Source organism: Endozoicomonas sp. SESOKO2 (assembly GCF_024606245.1).
In the GTDB taxonomy this organism is placed as follows: domain Bacteria; phylum Pseudomonadota; class Gammaproteobacteria; order Pseudomonadales; family Endozoicomonadaceae; genus Endozoicomonas_A.
Map to the genome: position 1 here is coordinate 1 of NZ_JAHHPQ010000073.1, position 26,075 is coordinate 26,075.

The 26,075-nt window shown below is 45.0% G+C and carries 19 protein-coding genes and 1 pseudogene; 15 read left to right on the forward strand and 5 right to left on the reverse strand.

Going from position 1 to position 26,075, the window contains the following annotated elements; translation table 11 throughout:
* Positions 1–243 precede the first annotated feature (243 nt).
* From KDK17_RS01855 to KDK17_RS01885, 7 genes and pseudogenes are all read left to right on the forward strand, one after another.
* Positions 244–1,545, forward strand: a complete 1,302-nt coding sequence (locus KDK17_RS01855) for a flippase (RefSeq protein WP_257254447.1) — start codon at positions 244–246, stop codon at positions 1,543–1,545.
* Positions 1,546–1,590: 45 nt separating this feature from the next.
* The gene (locus KDK17_RS01860; RefSeq protein ID WP_257254446.1) at positions 1,591–2,403 is read left to right on the forward strand and encodes a phytanoyl-CoA dioxygenase family protein; all 813 of its coding nucleotides are present in this window, start codon (positions 1,591–1,593) and stop codon (positions 2,401–2,403) included.
* Positions 2,403–4,736, forward strand: coding sequence for a polysaccharide pyruvyl transferase family protein (locus tag KDK17_RS01865; protein WP_257254445.1), 2,334 nt, complete (start codon positions 2,403–2,405; stop codon positions 4,734–4,736). The genes KDK17_RS01860 and KDK17_RS01865 overlap by 1 nt, the downstream gene beginning before the upstream one ends.
* Positions 4,733–5,962 carry a glycosyltransferase gene (locus KDK17_RS01870; RefSeq protein WP_257254444.1) on the forward strand — a complete coding sequence of 410 codons (1,230 nt, stop codon included), beginning with the start codon at positions 4,733–4,735 and terminating at the stop codon, positions 5,960–5,962. The genes KDK17_RS01865 and KDK17_RS01870 overlap by 4 nt, the downstream gene beginning before the upstream one ends.
* A 1,060-nt stretch (positions 5,963–7,022) precedes the next feature.
* Complete coding sequence (locus KDK17_RS01875) at positions 7,023–7,448, forward strand: glycosyltransferase (protein WP_257287211.1); 426 nt, start codon at positions 7,023–7,025, stop codon at positions 7,446–7,448.
* Complete coding sequence (locus KDK17_RS01880; protein ID WP_257287212.1) at positions 7,423–7,800, forward strand: hypothetical protein; 378 nt, start codon at positions 7,423–7,425, stop codon at positions 7,798–7,800. Before KDK17_RS01875 ends, KDK17_RS01880 begins: the two co-directional genes overlap by 26 nt.
* 177 nt (positions 7,801–7,977) lie before the next feature.
* A pseudogene (locus KDK17_RS01885) lies at positions 7,978–9,542 on the forward strand (IS3 family transposase).
* Positions 9,543–9,608: 66 nt separating this feature from the next.
* Here the strand turns inward: KDK17_RS01885 and preA are convergent.
* The 3 genes from preA to KDK17_RS01900 form a co-directional block, all read right to left on the reverse strand.
* Positions 9,609–10,844 carry an NAD-dependent dihydropyrimidine dehydrogenase subunit PreA gene (preA, locus tag KDK17_RS01890; protein WP_257274364.1) on the reverse strand — a complete coding sequence of 412 codons (1,236 nt, stop codon included), beginning with the start codon at positions 10,842–10,844 and terminating at the stop codon, positions 9,609–9,611.
* On the reverse strand, positions 10,831–12,207 hold the full coding sequence (locus KDK17_RS01895; RefSeq protein WP_257274365.1) for an NAD(P)-dependent oxidoreductase: 1,377 nt from the start codon (positions 12,205–12,207) through the stop codon (positions 10,831–10,833). The genes preA and KDK17_RS01895 overlap by 14 nt, the downstream gene beginning before the upstream one ends.
* A 210-nt stretch (positions 12,208–12,417) precedes the next feature.
* Positions 12,418–13,788: a sodium:alanine symporter family protein gene (locus KDK17_RS01900; protein ID WP_257274366.1), complete on the reverse strand. Its 1,371-nt coding sequence runs from the start codon at positions 13,786–13,788 to the stop codon at positions 12,418–12,420.
* A 287-nt stretch (positions 13,789–14,075) separates the two neighbouring features.
* Here KDK17_RS01900 and KDK17_RS01905 point away from each other — a divergent pair, with 287 nt between their 5' ends.
* The 6 genes from KDK17_RS01905 (at position 14,076) to sthA (ending at position 21,348) form a co-directional block, all read left to right on the forward strand.
* Positions 14,076–14,723, forward strand: a complete 648-nt coding sequence (locus tag KDK17_RS01905; RefSeq protein WP_257274367.1) for a helix-turn-helix domain-containing protein — start codon at positions 14,076–14,078, stop codon at positions 14,721–14,723.
* Between the two features lie 142 nt (positions 14,724–14,865).
* Positions 14,866–16,350, forward strand: coding sequence for a hypothetical protein (locus tag KDK17_RS01910; RefSeq protein WP_257287213.1), 1,485 nt, complete (start codon positions 14,866–14,868; stop codon positions 16,348–16,350).
* Between the two features lie 278 nt (positions 16,351–16,628).
* Positions 16,629–18,083 carry a hypothetical protein gene (locus KDK17_RS01915; protein WP_257287214.1) on the forward strand — a complete coding sequence of 485 codons (1,455 nt, stop codon included), beginning with the start codon at positions 16,629–16,631 and terminating at the stop codon, positions 18,081–18,083.
* 113 nt (positions 18,084–18,196) lie between these two features.
* Positions 18,197–19,354 (forward strand): FAD:protein FMN transferase, encoded by a 1,158-nt coding sequence (locus KDK17_RS01920; RefSeq protein WP_257274370.1) that lies wholly within the window; start codon positions 18,197–18,199, stop codon positions 19,352–19,354.
* Between the two features lie 140 nt (positions 19,355–19,494).
* Entirely contained in the window at positions 19,495–19,746 is a 252-nt protein-coding gene (gene nqrM / locus KDK17_RS01925; RefSeq protein WP_257274371.1) for a (Na+)-NQR maturation NqrM, read from the forward strand.
* Between the two features lie 207 nt (positions 19,747–19,953).
* Positions 19,954–21,348, forward strand: coding sequence for a Si-specific NAD(P)(+) transhydrogenase (sthA, locus tag KDK17_RS01930; protein WP_257287215.1), 1,395 nt, complete (start codon positions 19,954–19,956; stop codon positions 21,346–21,348).
* Positions 21,349–21,391: 43 nt separating this feature from the next.
* Here the strand turns inward: sthA and KDK17_RS01935 are convergent, their stop codons facing one another.
* Together KDK17_RS01935 and codA are read right to left on the reverse strand one after the other, a co-directional pair.
* On the reverse strand, positions 21,392–22,201 hold the full coding sequence (locus tag KDK17_RS01935) for an ion transporter (RefSeq protein WP_257287216.1): 810 nt from the start codon (positions 22,199–22,201) through the stop codon (positions 21,392–21,394).
* A 203-nt stretch (positions 22,202–22,404) separates the two neighbouring features.
* Positions 22,405–23,688 carry a cytosine deaminase gene (codA, locus tag KDK17_RS01940; RefSeq protein WP_257287217.1) on the reverse strand — a complete coding sequence of 428 codons (1,284 nt, stop codon included), beginning with the start codon at positions 23,686–23,688 and terminating at the stop codon, positions 22,405–22,407.
* Positions 23,689–23,983: 295 nt separating this feature from the next.
* Here codA and KDK17_RS01945 point away from each other — a divergent pair, with 295 nt between their 5' ends.
* Complete coding sequence (locus KDK17_RS01945; protein WP_257275057.1) at positions 23,984–24,346, forward strand: hypothetical protein; 363 nt, start codon at positions 23,984–23,986, stop codon at positions 24,344–24,346.
* 198 nt (positions 24,347–24,544) lie between these two features.
* Positions 24,545–25,471 (forward strand): patatin-like phospholipase family protein, encoded by a 927-nt coding sequence (locus KDK17_RS01950; protein WP_257275058.1) that lies wholly within the window; start codon positions 24,545–24,547, stop codon positions 25,469–25,471.
* Positions 25,472–26,075: the final 604 nt, after the last annotated feature.

The following is a 26,075-nucleotide window of genomic DNA, read 5'->3' on the forward strand; positions in this document are numbered from 1 at the left end:
CACGCTATCTGGCTGAAGTCCTTGCTGGGCAGGCACTTTCATGATTTTGCCGTGCTAAATCAACGTATCCGATACCCTGCGTGTAAAGCATTCTTCGAATACTTCTAGGTTCAGCAGGCAGAAAACCCGATAAAAAGTATCGTGGGAGGGAATGATTTTCATCATCTTGCCGCCTCTTGCCATGCAGTAATTATTGAGAAACTACGTTTCATTTTTTGATTAGGGAATTTATTAGTTCTTATTATGGTGGTTAAGAATACGCTTTGGGTGATTTCGGAAAAATTATTTAGACTCATTTTGTCAGTGTTTGTGAGTGCTTTAGTAGCTCGGCATTTAAAGCCAGAAGGTTTTGGAGTCTTAAACTATTACTTGGCAATTATTGCTGTTTTCGTGATAATAGCGTCCCTTGGTTTTAATAGAATCATTGTCAGGGAAGTGGCCAAAGTTAATAGTTTTTTAGGGAAGGCTGAAATTATTTCTACTGCTTTTATTCTACGATTCTCAGCTTCTATTATAATTTTACTAGTTTGTGTAGCGTTATCTTATTTTTTTGTTGAACAGTCGGCGCTACTTTCTATTATTGCTTTTTTATGCGTTTTACTTAATGCTTTTGATGTCTTGGATTTTTATGAGCAAGGGGTTGGCTCATTTCGTATAGTAAGTGTTTTGAGAGCGATAGCTTTCTTTTTATCTGCTATTTCAAAAGTCATTATGGTTTATATTGGGCTTAGTATTACATGGTTGCTCTCGGTAACTTTGTTAGAGTATTTTTTAATTGCTGTTTTTTTTATGAGGTTTTGTGCAAGAGAAAATGAAACCTCTTTAATAAGTATTGACTTTTTTAGAGTTAGAAAGGCGAAAGAGCTTTTAAGTGAATCTTGGCCTGAAATAATTGCTGGGTTTTCTTCGATTCTTTTCATGAAGCAAGGGCAATTGATGCTCTTCTATATGGCATCGGAGTCTGAAGTTGGAATTTATTCTGCAGCCCTTAGGATAAGTGAGGCTTGGTATTTTGTACCTGTTGCAATTGTTGCTACAACTTTTCCAAAGTTGGTTGAACTCAGAGAAATATCTAATGAAGATTATATGAAAGCGATAAGTTATCTTTTCGGCGTTGTCATAATTATTTCTCTAGCTGTTTCCTTTTTTGTAACTCTTTTTGGAGGATGGTTGATAGATATAGTATATGGTGATTTATACAGCCAAAGTTCAACTGTTCTTATTATTCATGTGTGGGCGTCCGTCTTTTTATCAATGGGGCTGGTTTCAGGTTCTTGGCTGGTTGTAGAGAAAAAATTAAAACTTAATTTGTATAGGAATATTTTTGGCTTAATAGTTAATTTTGTATCAAATATGGTTTTAATACCTAGATTTGGTGCCAGCGGTGCTGCAATATCTATAGTGCTCAGTTTTCTTTCTTCTTTCTTGCTGTTTGATGTTTTTGTTAAAGAGCTTAGGTGTTTGGGTAAAGAAAAATTACTTTCATTTCGTTATATTTTTGATAGTAGATTTTGGGTCTATGTTAAGTCTGAACTTAAGTTTTAATTATGCGGTTAGTCTCATCTATAACCATAGATAGAAGGAGGGGAAATGGAGTTTGGATTTGAAAAGTATGGGTTTGTAGTAATACGTAATGTATTTACGGAAGAGTTTCTTTCAGAAAGACGATTTTTTTTGGAGTCCATCATCTCATATGCTGAAAAGAATTATGCTGACCCATTTGAGAAGTATTATTTAAAGCATAGGGCAGATCAAGGTGTACTATACGATTTGGTTCAGAGATATCCACTTTTCAATGATATGGTACGTAACGAGAAGATCCTTGATGCTTTGACTACTGCACTAGGTGATAATATTTTTATGTATGAAAACAGTCTTGTTTACAAACCAAAAGGAAAAAAAAACGGCGTGCCATGGCATCAAGACTTTGTATCTAGGCCTGAAGAACCGATTAAGTATATAGCGTGGTGCGCAATCGACCCAGTAAAAAAGAGCACTGGTGCATTAAAGGTATTCCCTGGTAGTCATAATTTGGGATTTCTTCCATGGTATAGAGTTGAGGGTGAAACACATCACGATAGGATAGACTTAAGTCAACTTGAACTTGATGAAGTAATGTACGTCGAATTAGATCCTGGTGATGTTTTGGTTTTTAATCAACTTCTTGTGCATGGTAGTGATGAAATGAGTACTAGTGATAAACGTTTAGTTTTTCGTGCTTCATTTCAAAACTTTGATGAGATTTACACGCCAAGAGGAACACCGATTGTTGTTAAAGGGGCTTGTGGCGAAAGTTTGGAAAGAATATTTGATTCACCTAGAGTTGCTGATCAAAGAAGCTTGTTAGTTAAGGGTGTAAACAAGTTGGGTAGATTTTTGTCTACTTGGGGATTAGAGAGATAATGAATATTAAATCAGTGTACAATCATTTTTATAATTCATTATTTGAGAGTAACTTAGCACTTAAAAAGCCTAGAGTAATTCAGTTTCCAGTTATTGATATTTGTAATTCTCGGTGTCAGATGTGTCGTATTTGGGAAAATAAACAAAGCAGAGATATTACTTCTGACGAGCTTAGGAAAGGATTTGAAAGTGACTTGTTCAGTAATGTAGAGGCCATTGGGTTCAATGGTGGTGAGCCTACCCTTAGAAAAGATCTAATCCAGCTTGTAGAGATTGCTCTAGAAAAACTTCCGAAGTTACAGTACGTCTCTATAATAACGAATGCTTTTAAACATAAACAAGTTATAGAGCAGCTCGAAAATCTGGGTAAACTCGTTAAGTCATTCGATAAGAATTTTGATGTAATGGTATCTTTAGATGGTTTTGGAGATGTTCATGATGCTGTTCGCGGAAGAAGAGGTAACTTTGAAAACGCAAAAAAAGTACTTTCTTTCCTTTCTGGGTTTAGGTCTGTAGATAGTGTAAGTGTTGGGTGTACAGTCGTCCGAGAGAATGTTTTTGAACTACCTGATTTATTAGAATTCTGCATTCATGAAGGATTTTATATTAAATTCAGGCAAGGAATACCACATCAACGATTATATACTGAAAATCTTCTTGACCCTTATGCCCTAACTTTTGAAGAGAAGTACGAGCTGGTTGAATTTCTGGAGGGAGTGGTTAAAAATTATGAAACTAATCCAATGCAGATATTTTTTTATCGCTCATTGATTGATCAAATTCTTTACAATAAACCGCGTGCAGCGGGGTGTGACTGGAAACATAGGGGGGCTACTATAACAGCTAAAGGTGAGTTAGCATATTGTGCTGTAAAGAGTAAGCCTCTTATGGATAATATTGCTGAAGGTGACCCAATGCAGGCATATTTCGGTAATAGCAAACACTTAAAAGATATAATCAAAAACGAATGTGATAATTGTCACCATGATTATACTGGATTACCAAAGCCTGTGTTCTATAGACGAATTTTGTTAGAACGTTTGGATGAGAAATTTACACTGAAAGAAAATGTTCGTAAGCTCCCAGGGTTTACCTTTTTAAACAATATTCGTAATCGTCATAGATTTCTAAAACAGATAGAATATTTTCGTACACAGCCTGAAACTATTGATATACCGAGAGAAACAAATAAGAAGATTCTAATATGTGGTTGGTATGGCACAGAAACGCTTGGGGATAAGGGAATATTAGGTGGTGTGATTAATACCTTTATTAGAGTATTAGGTGGACCATCAAAGTTTACAATAGTTGCTCTAAATCCTTATGTCACTGAAATGACCCGATGGCAAATGAAAGAACTACGTAATGTTGAAATTGTTACGCCTGAAGAGGGTGTAGGGCTAGTTAAGCAGATGAATTACGTTGTGTTTGGTGGCGGGCCATTAATGGCACTTGATTCGTTAGCACCGATGCAGGCAATTTTCGAACGTGCCAAATCACATAAAGTATGCACAATTGTGGCTGGCTGTGGTGTAGGTCCCTTGGGAAGTGGTTGGCATAATAATAGCGTAGCCTCAATACTGCGACTAGCAGATATACGAGTATATCGTGATTCAAGATCGCTTGCTTATGCGAAGCAACTAGGCATAGAAACAGCGAATGATACTATTGCCGAAGATCCTGCATTCACCTGGTTGTCCCAGTTTAATGGTAATTTTCCTAAGAAAAAAAAACATGATGAAAATAAGGTATTGTTGCTTGGGTTGCGTGACTTTCCTTATCAAGGGTATGCACGACATATTCCTGAAAAAGAAGCACTATGGATAAGAGATAACTATGAAAAGGTTGTTGTAGATGCTTTAGTCCATCTCAAATTAAGTCAGCCTGACATAATAATAAAGCCCTTGCCAATGTGTACAAATCACTTCGGTTCTGATGATCGTTGGTTCTATCGTCGTCTTTTTAGAAATAAAAATCTATTAGCAGAAGCTATTGATTACTCGCTTTTAGGTAGAGAAATGGAGCCAATCGCCTATTGTGAAGAATTCAGAAAGGCTGATGCTCTTTTGGCAATGCGTTTTCATTCTTTAGTTTTTGGCTTGGGGCTTGGCGTCAATTCAATCGCTCTTGACTATACACTCGGTAAAGGAAAGGTTCATTCTCTAGCAAAACGGTTTGACGTTCACACGTTATCTATGACTGAATTAAAATCGGAAGATTTAGTTCATGCACTCGAATTAGCACTTGATGCACCTTCAATAGATCCAATTGATAAAGAAGACTTGTTATTCGAGCCAAAATTGCGAGAGAAGCTGAAGGAAGTGGCGTTATGAAAATCCTGCACCTCTGCTATAGCGACTTGGAGGGTGGTGCTGCCCGTGCAGCCTATAGGCTGCATCAGGCACAGCGAAGTGTGGGTCTGAACAGTCATATGCTTGTTATTAATAAGTGTTCTGATGACCCTTATGTGCATACTGTGAGTTTACGAAAGAAATTAAGGGTTAAAGCTGCTGCGACAATTGCTAGAAGGATACTAAAGGCTCAGAAAACGGGTAACCCAATTCATCATTCGTTGAATCTTTTTCCATCTGGTTTGCCCCGCATTATAAATAAGCTTTCACCAGATATAGTGAACTTGCATTGGGTTGGTAATGAAATGTTATCAATAGGTGAGATAGCTTCACTGAAGCAGCCCATTGTATGGACATTACATGATATGTGGTCTTTTAGTGGTTGTGAACATTATGATGATGACCTTTCATCTGAACGTTATTCTGCAGGTTACAGTCGTGAGTCGCGTCATTCTGAGCATAGCGGGATAGATTTAGATCGATGGATTTTTCAGCGAAAAAAGAAAACTTGGTCTAACAAACGTTTTCATATTGTAGCACCAAGTAGTTGGTTAGCTGATTGTGTTCAAAGGAGTACTCTATTTGCTGATCAATCTGTCAAGGTTATTAATAATTGTATTGATCATTCAGTTTATAAACCGTTATCTCGAAACTTGGCGAGAGAAACGCTTGGTCTATCTCAGAGTAAGAAGTATTTATTGTTCGGTGCAATGTCGAGCACATCTGATCCTCGAAAAGGTTACCATTTACTAGTACCAGCATTACAGAAGCTAAAAAAACTGGGAGAGGCCGAAAATATTGAGTTGCTTATTTTTGGTGCAAGTGAGGGAACAACTGAACAAGAGTTAGGCCTGATTACACACTATATGGGAAGATTGCATGATGATATTAGTCTCTGTCTTTTGTATAACGCAGCAGATCTGTTTATAGCTCCTTCACTACAGGATAATTTGCCAAATACACTGGTCGAAGCTCTTGCTTGCGGTACTCCTTGTGTTGCGTTTGATATAGGTGGAATACCTGACTTATTAACATCACCATTGTTAGGTCAAAAATGTAGGATTTTGGATTATCAGCACCTAGCCCAATCGATATTAAATGGACTAAAGAAAACCGCTGAAAGAGATCAGATTGTTTGTCATAGCAAAGAAAAGCGCAGTCAAAAAGTAATAGCGGATTCTTATAAAGATTTGTATCATATTTTGTAAATGAATCAAATTTTATATCCATTAGTTTTTATTAGTCACTACCTGATGTGAAACCACCTCTTTAAATTTGAGAGTTAGTCGCTTAAGTTTGAAGTATCACCATTAAACAAAAACAAAGGTAACTCTCTATGTGGCATAATAACGATCCTGCGATCGAATACAGTCTTGGATTGCTGGTAGGGTAAAATTATGAAAAGCCCTGAATCCAGTAGACTCAATGGCTATAAGGTCATCTAGCTGTAGAGTAAAATAAGCATTCACTGTCTTATATAAGAAGATTTGTATGCTCTCGAAATGAATACATTTTATTTCATGAGTAAGCTAACTGGCATATATGATGCGAGTCAGCAATGGAAAGTGGATCATAAACTCGCTGATATTCTGCTCTTAACCATCTGTGCGATCATTTCGTGTTGTGAGGCTGGGAAGTAATTGAAAACTTTGGCAATGAAAAATTGGATTGGTTAAAAAGATATGGTGAATTTGAATACTGAATTCCTTCACATCATACAATTTTCAGGCTAAAAGCAATTCCAGAAATGCTTTATTGAGAGGGTGCAAGCCTACCACCATGCAACCAATGCTGAGATCATTGCAGTTGATGGAAAACAACAAGAGGATCTTACGATAAAGGCAAGGGCAGGGTAAAATCTAGAAAGCCTCTGCTATCACAGAGATTCAGCGGCATATATGGCCTACGATTTAATGGTTATAAAATCTTCAAAACAAGCCCACTTAAGGCTTCAAAAACATTAGTCATTTTTCTCTTTATTAGCAAATAGCTCTTAGGTTAGCAAACGCTATTGCTTTTAGATTTCGAAAAATCCAGGCTTCCATGATTTTTACCTGCGTTACCGAATAAATGTCGGAGCAGTAATTTTCGCAGACTTTAGTGATATTGCAGTCAATCTGTTGAATAATACGATAACCTCCAAAGCAGGTCTGAAGAGAAAATAAAAAAAGCCGTTATGGGCGCAGGCTATCTTTCTGAAGAGCTTGCTAAGCAGGTGGTTTTACGATTTTGTCGAGAGTTTAAATCGAATAAAAGGCTAGTTTTGTAATGTTTAAAATTGATGAGCCGACTGTTTCAATAATTACAGCAGTATTTAACGGTGAACGACATATTGAAGAGACCATACTTAGTGTTATTAACCAAACTTATAAAAATATTGAATATATTATTATTGATGGTGGCTCAACTGATGGAACGGTAGACATAATTAAAAAATATGAAAGAAATATTAAATATTGGATTAGTGAGAAAGATAAAGGTATATCTGATGCATTTAATAAAGGGGTTTTGCAGTCATCAGGTGATTTTTTGAATTTTCAAGGTGACGGTGATGGTTTTTGCAGCAATAATGCTATTGCTGAGGTTATGAATGGAGTGGATTGCCAAAAGGTCATGCTTGTTTCTGCAAGAATAAAAAGAATAGACAAGGAGGGGGGGGGTACTTTATTTGTCAAAAAATATGAGAAAATTTAAAAAATCTAGTTTGTTGTTCAGAATGCCGCTACCACATCAAGGTTTATTCACTCATAGGTCGTTGTTTGAAAAATATGGTCTGTTTGATTTAGATAATACTTTTTGTATGGACTATGAACACTTACTTCGTGCATATAAAAGCTTTCCCAGAATAGTGTTGAAAGATGTTATTGTTGCAAAGTGGAGAGATGATGGTATTGGAAATAATAGAGAGCTAGAGGTTTTAAAAGAATACAATAGGATAAAGATTAAAAACAAGATTGCAAATCCACTAACTCTAAAAGTTATCCACAATTGGATTTTGTGTAAATATATAATAAAGAAATATTTAGGTATGTTACATGGAAAGTGATAATGGACTACTGTGGGTAGATTTATTAAAATTTTTTGGTTTGATTTTTGTGATACTAGGCCACATAAATAGTCCATTCTCAAAATTTATTTATTCTTGGCATCCCACTGTGTCAGGATTGTTGTCCGGGTTACAAATTAACCAACTAATAAAACAGTGGGCGGTAGACAGGTTATAGTGCCTAGTTATTCTGAAGAACGTAAAGCCGCTGTATTGAAAAAGCTTTTACCACCCCTCAATCGCTCTGTTCCTGACGTTGCCAAAGAAGAAGGCATTAGCGAGCAGACCCTGTACAATTGGCGCAGACAGTTAAGAGATAAAGGGTTGCCCGTGCCAGGGAATGAACATAATTCAGAGCAGTGGTCTGCTGAAGCCCGCTTTGCCGTAGTCGTTGAAACTGCCGCACTTTCTGAAGCAGAGCTGAGCGAGTATTGCCGTAAAAAAGGGCTTTACCCGTAACAGGTGCACGAGTGGAAGCAAGCCTGTATTTCTGGTGCAGATCAGTCTGGACAATAGGCCAGACAAGAGAAAAAACAAGCTCAACAGGATCGAAAGCGTATTCTGAAACTTGAGAGCGAGCTTCGCCGTAAAGATAAGGCATTAGCCGAAACTGCTGCTCTTTTGGTGCTGTCAAAAAAGCTCGATGCCTTCTACGGGATAGACAACGAGGACAACTGACTCCCCTTGATGAACGCCTGAAATTGCTGACATGGTTTGATGAGGCCACAGCAAACGGGGCGCCCCGCTGGAAGGCTGCAGAACAACTACTGGTGTCTTTAAAGAGATTGAATCGGTGGCGTGACAACACGGGCCAGGTAATTCCTGACAAACGGCCTGGAGCCTTACGATTATCACCGTCTAATAAGCTGACAGAAGAGGAGGAGCAGCGTATTCTGACAGTATGCAATAAGCCAGAAAATGCCAGCTTGCCACCCTCGCAAATTGTGCCGATGCTGGCAGATAAGGGTGAATATATTGCTTCAGAATCGAGCTTCTACCGGGTACTAAAAAAACATGACCAGCATCATCATAGAGGACGATCAAAGAGGCGATCAAAAAGCAGTAAGCCGACCACGTATGTAGCTTCTGGCCCTAACCAAGTGTGGTGTTGGGACATTAGCTACTTTCCGTCGAAGGTGCGCGGTCAGTTTTGGTATCTATACCTCATCCTGGATATATACAGCCGTAAAATTGTTGCGTGGGAAGTACACGACAAAGAGTCAGGGGAACTGGCTAGTAGCTTGATTAACAGGGCTGTAGTCGCTGAGCGATGTGTTAACAAGCCGATGGTTCTGCACTCTGACAACGGAGCACCAATGACGTCGCATACATTCCAATCAAAACTGGCAGACCTTGGCATCATACCGTCGCATAGCCGACCAAGAGTGAGTAATGATAACGCTTTTGCAGAGTCCGTATTTAAGACATTGAAGTATTGTCCGCAATGGCCGTCCCAAGGTTTTCTGACACTGGAAGAAAGCAGAAATTGGATGCTGTCGTTTGTCAGGTTTTACAACCAAGAGCACCGCCATAGCTCTATTCGCTTTGTGACACCAGAACAGCGTCATGATGGATGTGACAAAGCGATACTGGAGCAGCGAAAACGGGTGTACAAGAAAGCACGTGAGAAAAATCCGTTGCGTTGGTCTGGCAAGTGCAGGAACTGGGAACCAGTTGGTTCTGTTGCGTTAAACCCGGAACGGGAATCAGGGGCTGCTGACTGTATCAAAATAGCAGCCTAAAACTTGGTCATCGGGACAACTACCTTGAAAAACACCACCCAGGCTAGTTGAGTGATCTTTGCCAATTTATAGTTCTGGATTGGACCCGGGAGGATTAATCATCGTGATACACCCCTCAACTGGACAGGTGATCTGACATAGATTGCAACCCACACACTCCCCCGTAATGACTTCAAACGTCCGGTCTTTTCCATCATCAGATGTTTGAAAGGCTATAGCCTGATGTTCAGTATCTTCACAAGCGGCAAAACAACGGCCACACTGGATACAATGGCTCTGGTCAATGTGAGCAACACTTTTATAGGTCAGATCCAGTTTGTTCCAGTCAGTCAGGCTGGCAACCGCTGCCCCACGAAATTCAGACAGTGTCCGGTAACCTTTCTGATCCATCCATCTTGAGAGTCCGTCTACCAGCTCATCAATGATCTTAAATCCATTCAGCATCACCGCTGTGCATACCTGCAGGGTTGTTGCCCCCAATGACAGGTATTCTGCAGCATCTCTCCAGGTCGTGATGCCGCCCATAGCGGATACACTGAGTTTGGCTGTCTCATCGTGCCGTGCCAGTTGCCCCACCATGTTCAGGGCAATAGGCTTTACGGCCTCGCCGCAATAACCGCCGCTGGTGCAATGATTGCCTACGGGTGGATAGCCAACCATGGTATCAAGATTGATGCTGGTAATGGAGTTAATGGTATTGATCAGTGAGACAGCATTCGCGCCACCTGCCTGAGCGGCAATGGCTGTCTGGACAATATCGGTGACATTAGGCGTCAGCTTAACGATAACCGGCAGTCGTGTATGTTGTTTACACCATCGCGTGACTTTAGTAATGAGTTCGGGTACTTGCCCTACAGCCGCTCCCATGCCCAGCTCCGGCATGCCGTGGGGGCAACCAAAATTGAGTTCGACACCGTCACAGTCAGTGGCTTCAACCTGGTTGAGAATACGTTTCCAGCTCTCTTCTTTACAGGGCACCATCAGGGAGACAACTAAAGCCCGGTCGGGCCAGTCTTTCTTGGTTTGTTTGATTTCATCCAGGTTAACTTGTAACGGTCGATCAGAAATCAGTTCAATGTTGTTGATGCCCAGAATCCGCCCATGAGTATCCCGATGAGCGGAATACCTTGAGCAAACATTGGCTGGTGGCGGATCTTCGCCCAGAGTTTTCCAGACAGCTCCTCCCCAGCCTGCAGAAAATGCCCGGCAAATGTTGTATGCCTTATCCGTGGGTGGCGCTGAAGCTAACCAGAATGGATTGGGAGACTGAATCCCGAGAAACTCGCAGCTAAGGTCTGCCATCGCCTTGTTCTACCTGTACTTCGGGCGGTTGCAGGAACTGATGGATAGCTTGAGCAGCCAGTTTGCCATGCTGAACCGCATGGACAGTGAGATCCTCCCCTTTATCGACACAGTCACCTCCTGCCCAGACATTACTGATAGATGTCCTGAATTGATCGTTCACCCTGATTTTTCCATTCTTGCTAAGGGCCAGTTTTCCGTAAGCAAAACTGTCCGCTGTTATGGTCTGGCCAATGGCCTTGTATGCCCGGTCGGCAGTCATCGTTATTTGCTCGCCGGTTTCAATCAACTCGCCAGTAGGAGCCTCTGCTGTTCTCACAAAACGAACGCCACGTAATTGCCCGGCTTTTGATTCAAAGCCTGTGGGTTTCATCCAGGGAATAATGCGAACACCGTTTTCTTTTGCGAATAACTGTTCATGATGGGTCGCTGACATCTGTTGAATACCTCTTCGATAAGCGAGTGTGACTTCTTCTGCTCCCAACCGGCGCATTTGGCAGGCTATATCAATGGCTGTATTACCACCGCCGATCACAACCACCCTTGAAGCCACTGGCAGCTCAGCCAGGTTTTTGGTCTGACGAAGCGTTTTGATGGCTCCAAGGGCTTCCTCAACGCCTTCGGATGGCTCATCAGGCAGCCCAAGGGATTTCGCAGACTCCAGTCCAATGCCAAGAAAGACCGCATCAAACTGAACAGACAGGTCGGCAAGCTGGTGGCCAAGATTGATTCTGCTGCCTGCTTCAAGGGTTATACCACCGATTTCGAAAATGAATCTGATTTCCTTCTGGGCGTAGTCCTCTACCAGTTTGTAAGCAGCTATGCCGTACTCATTGAGCCCGCCGGGTTTGCTATGAGCATCGAATACGGTGATGTCATGCCCCAGTCTGGCCAACTTGTGTGCGCAGGCCAGGCCGGCAGGACCTGCACCCACAACCGCGACGCTTCGGCCTGTTGTCTGCGCGCGGATAAATGGGTGAGCAGCTGTCTGCCGATGGTCAATAGCGAACCTTTGCAAGCGGCCTATCATTACGGGTTTACATTCTGGCGGGTGATTGCGAACGCAGGCCTGCTCACAAAGGACTTCTGTTGGACAAACCCGGGCACAGCTCCCCCCGAGAATGTTTTCTTCCAGAATAACCTGGGCAGCACCGTCCACATTTTGATCAGCGATTCGATGGATAAACGAGGGAATGTTAATACCTGTCGGGCAGGCAGAGATGCAGGGGGCATCATGACAATAGAGGCAGCGACCTGCTTCCAGTCTGGACTGATAAAACGACAGTGGAGGCTTGATATCAGAAAAATTCTCCTGATAAACCTCGTCAGACATTCGATGGTTCCTGATATCTTTACTGGCCATAAAAAAGACTCCTGACCACTAACTGAAACGACAGGTTTCTGGAATATTAGCAGTGACAGGGCAGGCGGGTAGTGCTTTTTTATGGCTCTCTGAATATTTATCAGGGTTTGGGCAAGGAGTGAAGTACTTAATGACGAGAGGGTGATGAAGAGAGGTGCAAACAGATGGTAGATCTGTTTGCACCTTCGTTGGAGCTGGTTAGAGCTCTTTTTAGTCAGTGACTGCCTCTGATGTTTCAGATTGCTTGCCAAAGTATTCACGCACCAGCCTGAATACCACCGGGCTAAGCAGTGCCAGGGCAATCAGGTTGGGAATAGCCATCATAGCGTTCATAGTGTCAGCTACGAGCCAGATGAAATCCAGGCTGACAGTAGCGCCCACTGGAACCGCTACGATCCAAAGGAAACGGTAGGCTTTCACGGCTCTTGGACCCATCAGGAATACTACGCAACGCTCGCCGTAGAAGCTCCAGCCCAGAATGGTCGTAAAGGCAAAGATGGCAAGAGATATGGCAACCACGTAATTACCGACCCCCGGCAGTGCTTCAGCAAAAGCGGCAGAAGTCAGCGCGGCACCGGTCGCCCCCGAAGTCCAGGCACCGGAAGTTATGATGACCAGACCGGTGATGGAACAGACAATGATAGTGTCCAGGAAAGTACCCAGCATGGCAATCAGTCCCTGACGAACCGGGTCGTTGGTTTTGGCTGCCGCATGAGCGATAGGCGCAGAACCCAGACCGGCTTCGTTAGAGAACACACCGCGAGCGACACCAAAACGAATGGCGGCCCATACCGCAGCGCCTGCAAAACCGCCGGTAGCCGCAGTAGGCGTAAAGGCGTGCGTGAAGACCAGGCTGAGGGCGGCAGGAATTTGATCAGCATTGATAGCCAGAACAACCAGACCAGCCACCAGATAGGCAGTGGCCATCAGGGGAACCAGAGTACTGGCAACCGCACCGATACGACGGATGCCGCCAATCAGGACAGCACCCACCAGGAACATCAGAATAAAACCGGTCACCACAGGAGGCAGGTTGAAGTTACTATGCAGAACGTCAGCCACCGAGTTGGACTGAACGGTGTTGCCGATGCCAAAGCCGGCAATGGCACCGAAAATAGCGAAGGCGGTGCCCAGCCATGTCCAGCGCGAACCCAGACCATTTTTGATATAGTACATTGGGCCCCCGTAGTGCTTGCCGTTTTCGTCGACCTCACGGAATTTAACGGCCAGTACGGCTTCTGAGAATTTGGTTGCCATACCCACCAGAGCAGTACACCACATCCAGAACAGCGCACCGGGGCCCCCCATAAAGACGGCAGTGGCAACACCGGCAATGTTACCGGTACCGATGGTGGCAGAAAGGGCAGTCATCAGGGCCTGGAAGGGAGGGATTTCGCCGGAGTCACCGGACTCGGCGCTGCGGCCTTGCCAGAGAAGCTTAAAGCCGGTGCCCAGCTTCAGGATGGGCATCAGTCGCAGGCCCAGCATCAGGAATAGTCCTACCCCCAGCATGAGGACCAACATCATGGGTCCCCATACGACGCCATTAATGGCACCGATGATTTCGGTCAGTGTTTCCATTTTGAAACTTTACTCCACGCTATTTGCTGTTCTGTTATTGTTCTTGGTTCTTTGTTATGTGACGCCAAAGGGTGTCAGTTCAGTTAGATGATCAGGGTCAGGACGAGACGGATAGTTTTAAGGTTTCTTATCCTGACAGTACGCCTAACTTAATGAAATAATTGAGTAAATACAACGCTGAATGTTCTTTGGCACTTTTTTAGAGAGTTTAATTTCCGGGTAGCTTATTTCTTTTTTCGGGAACCTTATATAGTATCAAGCACGTCTGGATGTCGAGATAACTATAAATGTCAGAGCAGGAAATATCAGAGCAGGCGCACTTTTTAGAGAAGGAAAAACAGTCGGTCATCATCTCCCGCAGTCACAGGGAGGATGCTGTTGAGCCGTTGCAACTGGGACAGCGAGTCCGGGAAATCCGTCTGAGTCTTAATCTGACACTGGAAGAAGCCAGTCAGAAAACTGGCCTCGCCCGATCAACACTCTCCAAGATAGAAAATGAGCAGATATCGCCCACCTTCACCGCTGTAACCAAACTGGTAAGAGGGCTGGGTATTGATATTCCCCAGTTGTTCACCCAGCCTGCAGAAAAGAAAGCAGCCAGCGGGCGCAGGGACATCACCCGAAAAGGGCAGGGGCGTCCGCATCCCACCACCACCTACGAACATGAACTGCTGGCCACTGAATTGTCGGGCAAGAAGATGGTGCCCTTCAAAACGACGGTTTGTGCCCGGTCATTTGAGGATTATCAGGATTGGGTCAGGCATGAGGGTGAAGAATTTTTGCTGGTTCTCAGTGGCAAAATCATGCTCTACACAGAGTTTTATCAACCGGTAGAGCTCAATGAGGGTGATAGCACCTATTACGATGCCGAGATGGGGCATGCTCTGATTTCCCTCAGCGAGGAAGATGCCGTTATTCTCTGGGTGACCGCCTGACCTGCCTTTCCTGATGCGTGGAGCATTCAGCCCGCTAGTCTAAACTTATCCGCTTCATTGAGCCCTTGGCAATTTATTGAGTCGAATTTCATAAAGGCCAAGCACTTATGGCTTCATCCGTCGTCCTGATTTCGAGGTTTTTATGATTCGGACTCTTAAAGCCCTGTTGTTTTCATCTGTCGCTCTGCTTTCCTCACCGATTTCACAAGCTAAGGAAACATTGGTGTTTCAGCTTGGAGCAGTCAATAGTGACGGAAACGCAGTTGTTATCGAAAGCAGTCCAGGTGGCAAGGCTTGGAAAACGGTTTTTAATGGCAACCTTCCCGGTTGTGTAATGAATGAATTTACCAATATCCCCCTGACCAGCAAAACTTTGGCTCATCGTTACAGTCTGAGTTCTTTTCACATGCCCCTGGGAAACAACCGGTTTGCTTTTGGTTGTTCTAACGGTTTGGTGTTTGTTAGGGGCGAAGGAGAGGAGCCTTTCTCGGTAAATTCTCCATCTCCTAATCTTGGTTACTTCAATTTACCCTATGCCAACTCACCTGTTTATCTCGCCCACAGTGTCGAATTTAATCAGCGCTACAAGAAAAACTGGTTGTTTGCCGCCCAGCATGGACACCTGTTTATTATCGACATCGACAAGAGGCAGCTGGTGACGTTTCCGGACTGGGTAGAAGGAAACTACCTCTCTATGTGGGATTTCCGCATGGGTGTTGATCACTCTATGCCTATGACCGGGCTGGATATCTACCAGGACAAAAAAGGGACTTTCCATGTGTTGGGTGTCATGCAAAGAAATCTGGAGAAAAAGCAGCGTTATTATTCCAGAGCGCTCCTGCAACGTGTAACGCTCAAAGATGGAATCCCCTACAGCTATTGGCATGAAATAGACGATGAACCGATCAACAAGGCAGGAGATGGTCTGTTACAGTTTGGCGAAACCCTGTTTATAGCAGATGAGGAAAATGGGACACACCACCTTGGTAAGAATACCTCTTTAAGAGGAGACCTCAGCGGCCTCGATGTTGACCCTTATACCCGGGCAATGGTGCTAAGGGGCAAGTATCACCAGCTGGTCATTATTCGATACCCTGTAGAACCGGTAAATGTGGGTTATGTCGCTAGTGCCTGGGGAAAATCGGTAAGCTCAAAAAAACTGGATGGCAAAGAGCCTCCGCTGCTTAAAGATGGTTATCCCAAGACATTCAGAGTCACCCATGACCTGAAGTATGATTCTGATCTACTGCCGGTCACTGAAGATAAGAAGAAACGTTATGCACACCATCATATGATCAGTATGAAAAAAGGCATTATCTTTTCTGCAGAAGCAGACTCCGAGGGTTTTGGTCAGTACGTCTATCAATGCGATACCGGTCTGACCTCTGGAGAAGCCTGGAAAAAAGGTGCCTGGATAGAGCCCAGGCAATGCAATTGGGAAAAAGCTTCTGCCAGATTCACCCGACCCGACAAGCTGGAGGGGCTGAACTATCGATTAACGGGATTAAACTACTATCATTCTTTCACGACCCGGGTAATGGACGAAATCCATCCCTTCATAGCTCAGGTGGAGGAAAAAACGAGCGTTATTAATCCCAATCATCCTAGACCAAGAGATGAACTCTAACAGGACTAGCTCCGAAAAGGGCAGGGGCGTCCACATCCCGTCACCTATGAACATGAACTGCTGGCTACCGAGTTGTCAGGCAAGAAGATGATGCCTTCAAAATGACGGTCTGTGCCCGGTTGGCCTGACCTGCCTTTCTTGCCTTTTCCACTCTGTGGCGTACTAAGCCCGTTTGTCTAAACTTGTCCGTTTCATTGAACCCTTGGCAATTTACTGAGTCAAAACACTCAGAGGCCATTTACTCGTAGTTACACTATTACCCTGATAGGGAGGTTTGTATGATCCGGACACTTAAAGCCCTGATTTTGTCGTCTGTCACGCTGGTATCCTCGTTGAATTCACATGCTGAGGAAACCGTGGTATTTCAGCTCGGAGCTGTCAATAGAGATGGCAACGCCGTTGTTATTGAAAGCACGGCAGGCAGCAAAGCCTGGAAAACGGTTTTTAATGATTACCTTCCCGGCTGTGTGATGAATGAATTTACCAATATTCCCCTGACCAACATAACCTTGGCGCATCATCACAGTTTGAGTACATTTCATAAGCCTCTGGGTAACAACCAGTTTGCCTTTGGTTGTTCTAACGGTCGGGTGTTTATTGGGACTCATGGAAAATTCGATTTCATGATAGTTTCACCATCACCTAATCTTGGTTACCTCTTACCTCATGCCAACTCGCCTGTTTATCTGGCCCACAGTGCCGAATTTAATCGGCGCTATAAAAAAAACTGGTTGTTTGCCGCCCAGCACGGAAATCTTTTTATCATCGACATCGATAAGGAGCAACTGGTGACGGTTCCGGCTTGGGTAAATTCGAGATGGGGAAGCTATCTTCCAATGGGGGATAGCCGAGAGGGGGTTGATCACTCCAAGCCCGTGACCGGTTTAGATATTTATCAGGATAAAGAAGGAACTTTCCATGTCCTGGGTGTCATGCAAAGAAATCTGAAGAAACCGCAGAGTTATTACTCCAGGGCTATCCTGCAAAGTCTCGCCCTCGAGGGTGGAGAACCTGCCAGCCATTGGGTTGATATAAAGGATGAACCGATCAATGCGAAAGGGGATGGTCTGGTGCAGTTTGGTGAAACCCGCTATACGACGAGCGATTTATTAGCAATACACGTAGTTGGCGAGAACTCCTCTTTAAGGGGAGACTTCATTGGCCTCAATGTTGATCCTTATACCCGGTCAATGGTGCTCAGGGGCAAGCATCACCAGTTGGTCGTTGTTCGATACCCTGTAGAGCCGGTAAGCATGGCTTATATTGGTGCCTGGGGAAAAGCGGTGAGCTCAAAAGTACTGGATGGTAAGGAACCTCCTTTGCTTGAAGACGGTTATCCCAAAACATTCAGAGTCACCCATGACTTTCAGGATCATTCTGATTTACTGCCAGCCTCTGAAGATAAGAAAAAACGCTATGCGCATCATCATATGATCAGTATGAAAAAGGGCATCATCTTTTCTGCAGAAGCAGACTTTAATGGTTTTGGGCAGTATGTTTATCAATGCGATACCGGTCTGACCTCTGGAGAAGCGTGGAAAAAAGGTGCCTGGATAGTGCCCAGGCAATGCAATTGGGAAAAAGCTTCTGCAAGCTACACCCGCCCCGACAAGCTGGAGGGGCTGAGCTATCCATTAACCGGATTGAACTACTTCCATTCTTTTACTACCCATGTGGTGGACGAAAAGGGCGTTGTGAAGCCGAATCTCCTTGATTCAAGGGATGAACTCTAACAGCGCTGAGGGCGTGCTCAGATAAGAACGCTCGCTGGTGCTCTGTACGGATGACGATTCACCACTCCCGGTGGTACACTGCGCCTCCTTGAACGAATTCTGGAAGTGTCAGAATGGCTTTTCCAGCTTCAACGGGAGAGAACAGGTTGTTGTCCAAATCCTACAAGCGGTCACTGCTGATTGGCTTAATTCTTCTGGCTGTTGGCTTTTATGCTTTGTCTTTGCGCCCTACCCTGAAGCACATAAAGGGTGAAACCATGGGTACTACTTACACTATTACCTATGTTTCAAGGCCTTTTTCCCATTCGACAGACAATGTTAAAAAGCAGGTTGACGGGCTGCTGGAGGCGATTAATGACAGTATGTCAACTTACCGTGAAGATTCCGAACTGATGCAATTCAACCGCTCTGAAATCGGGAAGCCATTCAAAGCTTCCGATGAGCTGGTGGATCTTGTTGAAAAAAGTCTGGTGATTTCCCGCATGTCGGATGGTGCTTACGATGTGACTGTGGGTCCAGTGGTCAATCTGTGGGGCTTTGGTCCTTCTGATGCCGGCAGGCAACCCTCACAAAGCAAAAAAGCATCGTCTGGTACCGCTGATAAGCAAGCCCCGGAGTTTATAGAATGGATGATAAATAACTATCCGGCCAAGTTGCCTTCTGATGAAGAGATTGCCGCAGCCCAAGCTAAAGTGGGTTATCAGGCAGTTATAGCAGATACCCGAAACGATTTACTGACCCGAACCAAAGACGTCTTTGTCGATCTCAGCTCTATTGCCAAAGGTTACGGTGTCGATAAAGTGGCTTATCTGCTCAACTCAGAAGGCATTAACAGTTATCTGGTTGAGATCGGTGGTGAGGTCAAAGTCGGTGACCCTAAACCAGATGGTTCTCTCTGGAAACTGGGTATCCGTGGACCAGCCATGACCGATAGTAAGCCTGCCCTGATTGTTGAATTGGAAAACAAAGCCATGGCAACATCGGGTGACTATCTGAATTATTTTGAAGTGGATGGCCACAAGTATTCCCACACGATTAATCCGCGAACTGGTCGTCCTGAGATGGGGCGTTTGGCAGAAGTGGCTGTGATTGAGGATAATGTTGCAGAAGCTGATGCACTGGCGACCCTGTTTATGGTTTTGGGTGATAAAGAAGGCCTGAAGCTGGCCAACAGAGAGGGAATCGCGGCCTACTTTACCTATCATACAGATAAAGGCTTTGACGCAGTTAGCAGTGATGCATTTAAACCCTATCTGCCAAAACAGAATTGAGAAATGGCCGGATTGATGACCTTACCTGCCATTACCAACGACAGCGCACTTATTGTGCTAAAAACAGTGCCCGCAAGATGTTTGATGAATAAGCAAGACTGTTTTTTTAGATTCGGGCCTCTGGTCAGGAGAGTAATATCATGACACTGATGCTGATTACATTTGGAACCTTTCTGGTACTGATCGCCCTGATGGCCATTGGTGTCATTGTTGCCAACAAACCGATCAAGGGCTCCTGTGGTGGTTTGAGTAACCTTGGCCTCAAGGATGGCTGCATGATCTGTGGCGGAGGGGATAAGAACGACCCTTTCTCTGAAGGTCAACATAAGGATATGGAGCATCTGTTTTATGATGCGACTGCCGACAAGGCTGTAAAGAAGTCAGGTACTTAGTTCAAGTTATATCCGGAAAAACCAGAGTTTCAGAGTACAGAGGGTCGGATGCTTCTCTGTTGAAAGTTGAGAGGCTGTTCCTCAAAAAATATGAACAGCCTTTGAGGAAATTAATAAAAATAAGGAAGCGTTGCAGTACGATCGATCTCCGCATACTCGGATAATGATCTGCTGCAATGCTGCCTGAACCGCTTTGAGGGTTAAAGGATGGGCGTGAGTCACTACGATCTGGTTGTATTGGGTTCCGGGCCAGCGGGTGAGGGCGCAGCAATGAACGCTGTCAAGCTGGGCAAGAAGGTTGCGGTCGTTGAGCAGAATGCGTTTGTCGGTGGTAACTGTACCCACTTGGGCACCATACCTTCCAAGTCTCTGCGGCACTCTGTCAAACAGATCATGGACTTCAACACCAATCCCATGTTTCGTGAGATTGGCGAGCCCCGCTGGTTCAGCTTCCCCAAGGTGCTGAAGACGGCTGAACGTGTTATTCAGAAACAGGTGCAGTCCCGTACCCTGTATTATGCCCGAAACCGGATTGATCTTTATTTTGGTCATGCCTCCTTTGTCGATGAACATACCATTGAGGTTCAGCAGGAAAATGGCAATGTCGAAAAGCTTCATGGTACCAATATCCTGATTGCCACCGGTTCCCGTCCTTACCAGCCTGCTGATGTCAACTTCCGTCATCCACGGATTTACGACAGTGATTCCATTCTTCAGCTAACCACCACTCCACGCCGGATGATCATCTACGGAGCCGGTGTTATTGGTTCTGAGTATGCCTCTATTTTCTCTGGTCTGGGTGTGTTGGTGGATTTGGTGGATACCCGTGATCGTCTGCTCTCCTTCCTGGATAAAGAGATTTCCGATGCGCTGGGCTATCAGCTGAGGAAAATGAACGTCATCATTCGTCACAATGAGGAATACCAGAAAGTAGAAATGCTGGACGACGGTGTGGTGATGCACCTGAAGTCGGGCAAGAAACTGAAAGCAGATATACTTCTGTGGGCCAATGGCAGAACGGGCAATACTCAGGACATGGGCCTTGAACTGATAGGTTTGAAGCCGAACAGTCGGGGACAATTGTCTGTTAATGAGAACTATCAGACAGAGATCGATCATATCTACGCAGCGGGTGATGTGATTGGCTGGCCCAGTCTCGCCAGTGCCGCTTATGATCAGGGCAGGTCTGCCGCAGGTAATATTGAACATGCCGGTCAGTGGCGTTTTGTCAACGAAGTACCGACCGGTATCTATACCATTCCGGAAATCAGCTCGCTGGGTAAAACCGAAGAAGAGCTGACAGCCGCAGCTGTGCCCTATGAAGTGGGCAAAGCTTTCTTCTCAAGGCTGGCCCGGGCCCAGATTACCGGCGAAACCGTTGGTATGCTGAAAATCCTGTTCCACCGCGATACCGGCGAAGTGCTGGGTATTCACTGCTTCGGTGACCAGGCATCCGAGATCGTACACATTGGTCAGGCGGTGATGTCCCAGAAGGGAGAGGCCAATAATATTCGCTACTTCCTGAACACCACATTTAACTACCCGACTATGGCCGAAGCCTACCGCGTGGCTACTTTAGATGGCTTGAACCGTCTGTTCTGAACACGTCCAACCTGCCAGACTAAACAGTCTGGCAGAGGCTCATTCAGTGGCTTTCCTTTTGCAGGAGTAGTTTGATTCCGTTCAGCTGTTGCTCAAGGTCTTCAAGGGTAGGTTGACCCTTATTCTTTACAGCTTCTTCTTCCCTACGTACTTTTTGACGCTCTTCCTCCAGAACATTGACGACAATGCCGATGATCATGTTCAGAAACGCGAACGTCGTGAAGAAAATAAAACTGAGATAGTAAGCCCAGCTTAATGGATAGACGGCCATGGTTTCGTACATGACATCGGTCCAGTCTTCGAAAGTCATGACCCTGAAGAGGGTCAGCATACTGACGGAAATATTACCCCAGAGTTCAGGGTTGATATTCAGGAAGAAAGTGCTGCCAACAGCGGCATAGATATAAAAAATGATGAACATCAGCAGCATGACGTAACCCAGTTGCGGCAGGGCTTTCAGTAGTGAGTTCAGCAGCAGTCGAAGCTCGGGGATAACTGAAATCATCCGCAGTACCCGGAAAATTCTGATCAATCGGCCCACCAGAGCCATCTCGGTATCGCTGACCGGGATCAGGCTGACGATCACAATCAGGGTATCAAAGAGATTCCAGCCGGACTTGAAGAAATTCTTTTTGTTCTCTTCCCCAAAAAAGCGGATCAGTATCTCCACCAGAAAAAAGAGTGTGATGCCGACATCCAGCACACTGATAGTGCTTTCGAGGTAGGTTGGCAGGTTGTAGGTCTTTGCACCAATAACCAGGGCAGAGAAGATGATGATGCTGACGACAAAGAGTTCAAATATCTTGTTGGAGCGTATGGCGTTGAAGCGAGCCTGTAAATCGCTGTTTTTCATGGTTTGGTTACGACTAAAAAGGACGGTTGACTGCCATAAGTGCGAAAGTGTGAGACTGCACCGGGCTATGTTTTCATTTTAAGGCGGTCATTCTAACGTGAATAATATGACGTCCCCAAGAGGGGGAAATGATTTTTTCAGCAGGCTGGTCCCGGGAGGGAAGAGTCAACCTCTAATGCCGTCCAAGAGAGGCTGTAAAAAGCTTACTGAGGACAAAAAGAATAATCGATATTGCCAGACAGCGATTGATTTGCCTTGATAGATGTCTGTGCAGGTCTGGTTTCTGCTATCAGCTGGCCGTTACGGAAAGAGTGAGTTACCACCGACTGGCGTCTGATGGCATCAAATACTGTCTCAGAGTCCAACAGAATCAAATTGCCGGGTTTCCCTTCTTCAATACCGTATTGGTCGTGAATATTCAGGCATTTTGCGCTGTTTCCGGTAATCAGGTCGATGCCCCGGTTGATCTGGTCCAGCCCTGTCATTTGGCAACCCACCAGACCCGCCAACAACACTTGCAGCATATTACAGCCCTGCATCGGGAACCATTGGTCAACAATGTCGTCCTGACCGAAGCAAGCATTTATACCCGCTTCAAGCAGCTCTGGAATGCGAGTGATACCGCGACGTTTCGGGTAAGTATCCATTCGTCCCTGTAGATTCAGATTGGTCACCGGGTTGGCGATAAAGTGGATGCCAGAACGTTTCAGCAGGCGCATCAGCTTCACAAAATAGGCGTTATTATAGGAATGCATTGCAGTGGTATGACTGGCAGTCACACGCTGCCCCATGTTGCGTTCCAGTGCCAGAGAGGCCACTGTCTCTACGAACCGGGATTGTTCGTCGTCTATTTCGTCGCAGTGAATATCGATCAGGCTGTCGTATTTTTCTGCAAGGTCAAAGACAGTATTAAGAGAGTTCAGAGCATATTCACGGGTGTATTCAAAATGGGGAATGCCTCCTACAGCGTCGCAGCCGAGTTTCATAGCTTCTTCGAGAAGCTCTGAACCTTCAGGAAAAGACGGGATTCCTTCTTGGGGAAAAGCGACCAGTTGGATGTCAATGAGATCTTTAACGTCCTCTTTCAACTCGAGCAAAGCATGAACGGCAGTGAGGTCCGGGTCGGTAGTATCGACATGACTGCGAACGTGCTGAACGCCCTGGCCTACATACCAGGACAGTGCTTTTTTTGCTCGTTGCCTGACGTCGTCGTGTGTCAGTATTTTTTTGCGCTGAGACCAGTTCTGAATCCCCTCAAACAGGGTGCCGCTACGATTCCAGACCGGTTCACCTGCCGTCAGGCAGGTATCCAGATGGACATGAGGATCAATGAAGGGGGGCAATGCCAGCTTACCACCGGCATCAAAACTATCGGTGTCAGGCTGGCGTTGTGTGCCAGTGACAGTGATGCTGAGAATTTTACCCTGATCAAAAAGGATATCAAACAGACCTTCCTGTTGATGCAGGCGCACATTTTCAAGACGCATGATTTACCTCAGTCTGCTTTTACTGGAAGAGGGTGTTTTTCTAGAATAAAACAGGACAGTCAGAGGCTACAAGTACACCGTACAGTAAAGCAATACCTGCCAGGTACCTCTGCAAGAACAAACCCCTGTATAAACATGACTTCAGAGTTATCGGCCACCTATTCCCCCTTTCATATCAAGCTTTGTCTCGAAATTGTTCCCTACAGAGAGGTAATACTTTGATCTAATTGTGAGATGTGAACCCAATCCCTATGGTTAATGTATTGAAGCAAAGTCTTATGATAAGGATGTTAATATGATCTTAGAAAAACTTTGCGGTCAAAACTGGCCTGCCCATTTAAGAACAAGCTCAGATTGCTCGGTCAATACTGCTACCCAGGATGACTCAGGAAGGTTTCGAGCCCGAAAGGTAAGTAGCTGTCAAGTTGAAGAGAATTTAATATCAAAGAGTGTATCTGACATAACATTCCGATCCGCCGCCAGAGGCTTGGTTAATATTTCTAAAAGCATGGCTGCTGCCGCTAATTCTTGTGGAAGATTACCTGACCGAAAGGTAAAAGCAGTGGCAATAAGTGCTGAATTCGCTATCAAGCTGACAATGAAGTTAGTAGTTCAGCCAAAAGCTACTTATTATTTAAAAATGGCCGCAAAAGCATGATATAAAGGGCATCCATCCGGTCATCGGTTGAGATTCAGGTCATTCCTCAAGGGAAAGGTAGAGACACAGAGGCATATCCTGCTGATTCACGTTAAACATTATTGCGAGTAAGAGAAAAGTATCAGTGTGCTATAGACCTCAGGTCTGAGAGGGTTCATTCTATTGCCCAACGCAAGCAACTCACAGGACACAAGAGCAATGACAAAAAGAGTAGCTCTGGTCTTAGGCAGTGGTGGAGCCCGGGGTTATGCCCATGTCGGGGTAATTCGTGAGCTGGAAGCCAGAGGGTACAAAATTACGGCAATAGCCGGTGCTTCCATGGGCGCACTGATCGGTGGTCTCTGGGCCACGGGTAAACTGAATGAGTATTGTCAATGGGCAGAAACCCTTGATTCGTTCGAGATTATCCGTTTGCTGGATATTTCTTTGGGGCGTCCAGGTGTCATAAAGGGTGATCGCCTGTTTGAACGCATGCGCGACATTATCGGCGACTGCCGAATAGAAGACTTGCCGATTCCCTATACAGCCGTAGCTACCAGTTTGACCAATCGCAAGGAAGTCTGGTTCCAGCGGGGTGATCTGGTGACAGCTATTCGTGCTTCATGTGCCATTCCTTCTTTGTTCAGTCCAGTAGAAATGCATGGTCAGGTGCTGGTAGATGGTGGCGTGCTTAATCCTTTGCCAATGGCACCTGCGGGGTCAGCTCTGGCCGATATGGTGGTAGCTGTTGACCTGCTGGCTAATCCTTTTCAGAAAAATGAGGAGGTTGAAGAGGGAGAAAAGGGCAAAAAATCCATTTTTGACGGTCTTATTGACAAGCTTGTAGGTGTTAATGAGAGTAAGAAATCCCAAGATGAACTCAGTGCTTCCATGAGCCTGATGGAAATTTCCAACCAATCCATGGAAGTGATGCAGGAGTCTCTTTCCCGATACAAAATGGCGGGCTATCAGCCAGACGTCCTGGTCAACGTGCCTCGTAATATCTGTCAATTCTACGAATTTCACCGTTTTAACGAGATTGCAGCTGTGGGTAGGCAATTGGCTATTGAAGCTCTGGATCAGTGGGAATCCCGTCATCGGGCTGGGCTCGACCTTCTTGTGGAGGCAGAGCCTTCCTCTTTGTGATAAAAACTCAACACATTACTAAGGCTTAATGAACTTCAGGATGGCTTCTGATTATTTCTGGTGTCTGAGGACATAAAAAGTTGGTTGGCAGGCATTGGCGGGTGTGCTTATTGACGGTGATCTTCCCGCACCTGTTCTATATCTTTTTGCCAGCGCTGAACCGTGCGTATCGCCAGGTGAGCGCAGTACAGGCTTTCACTTTACGTGCACCCTGTGAAACAGCTCTCTGGATTAAAGCAACGGTTTCCTTGCGATCAGGGAGAGGGATCAATCGTCCCCGCGCCCTCCCCAGATCGCGTTTGCCTTTTTTGTCAGAACCAGCAGTGCTGTGTTTTCAACAAGTACCTTGTCTTTGCGTTTAAGTTCTTTTTCCAGTTTCTGGATACGCTTCTTGTCATCTCGTCTGGCAGCGGCCTGAACCTGACGGGATTCAGCAGGCTTTGTGCTGCCCGCGATAAATTCAGATTTTCACTGCTACAGGTCTTCAGAGTAGAGACCCTTCTTGCGACAGTATTCGGATAGCTACGTTGTGTTCATGTTGGCGGTTTTCATCAGAACCGCGAACTTGTTTTCAGCACTCCACTGCTGAGGATTCTTACCATCA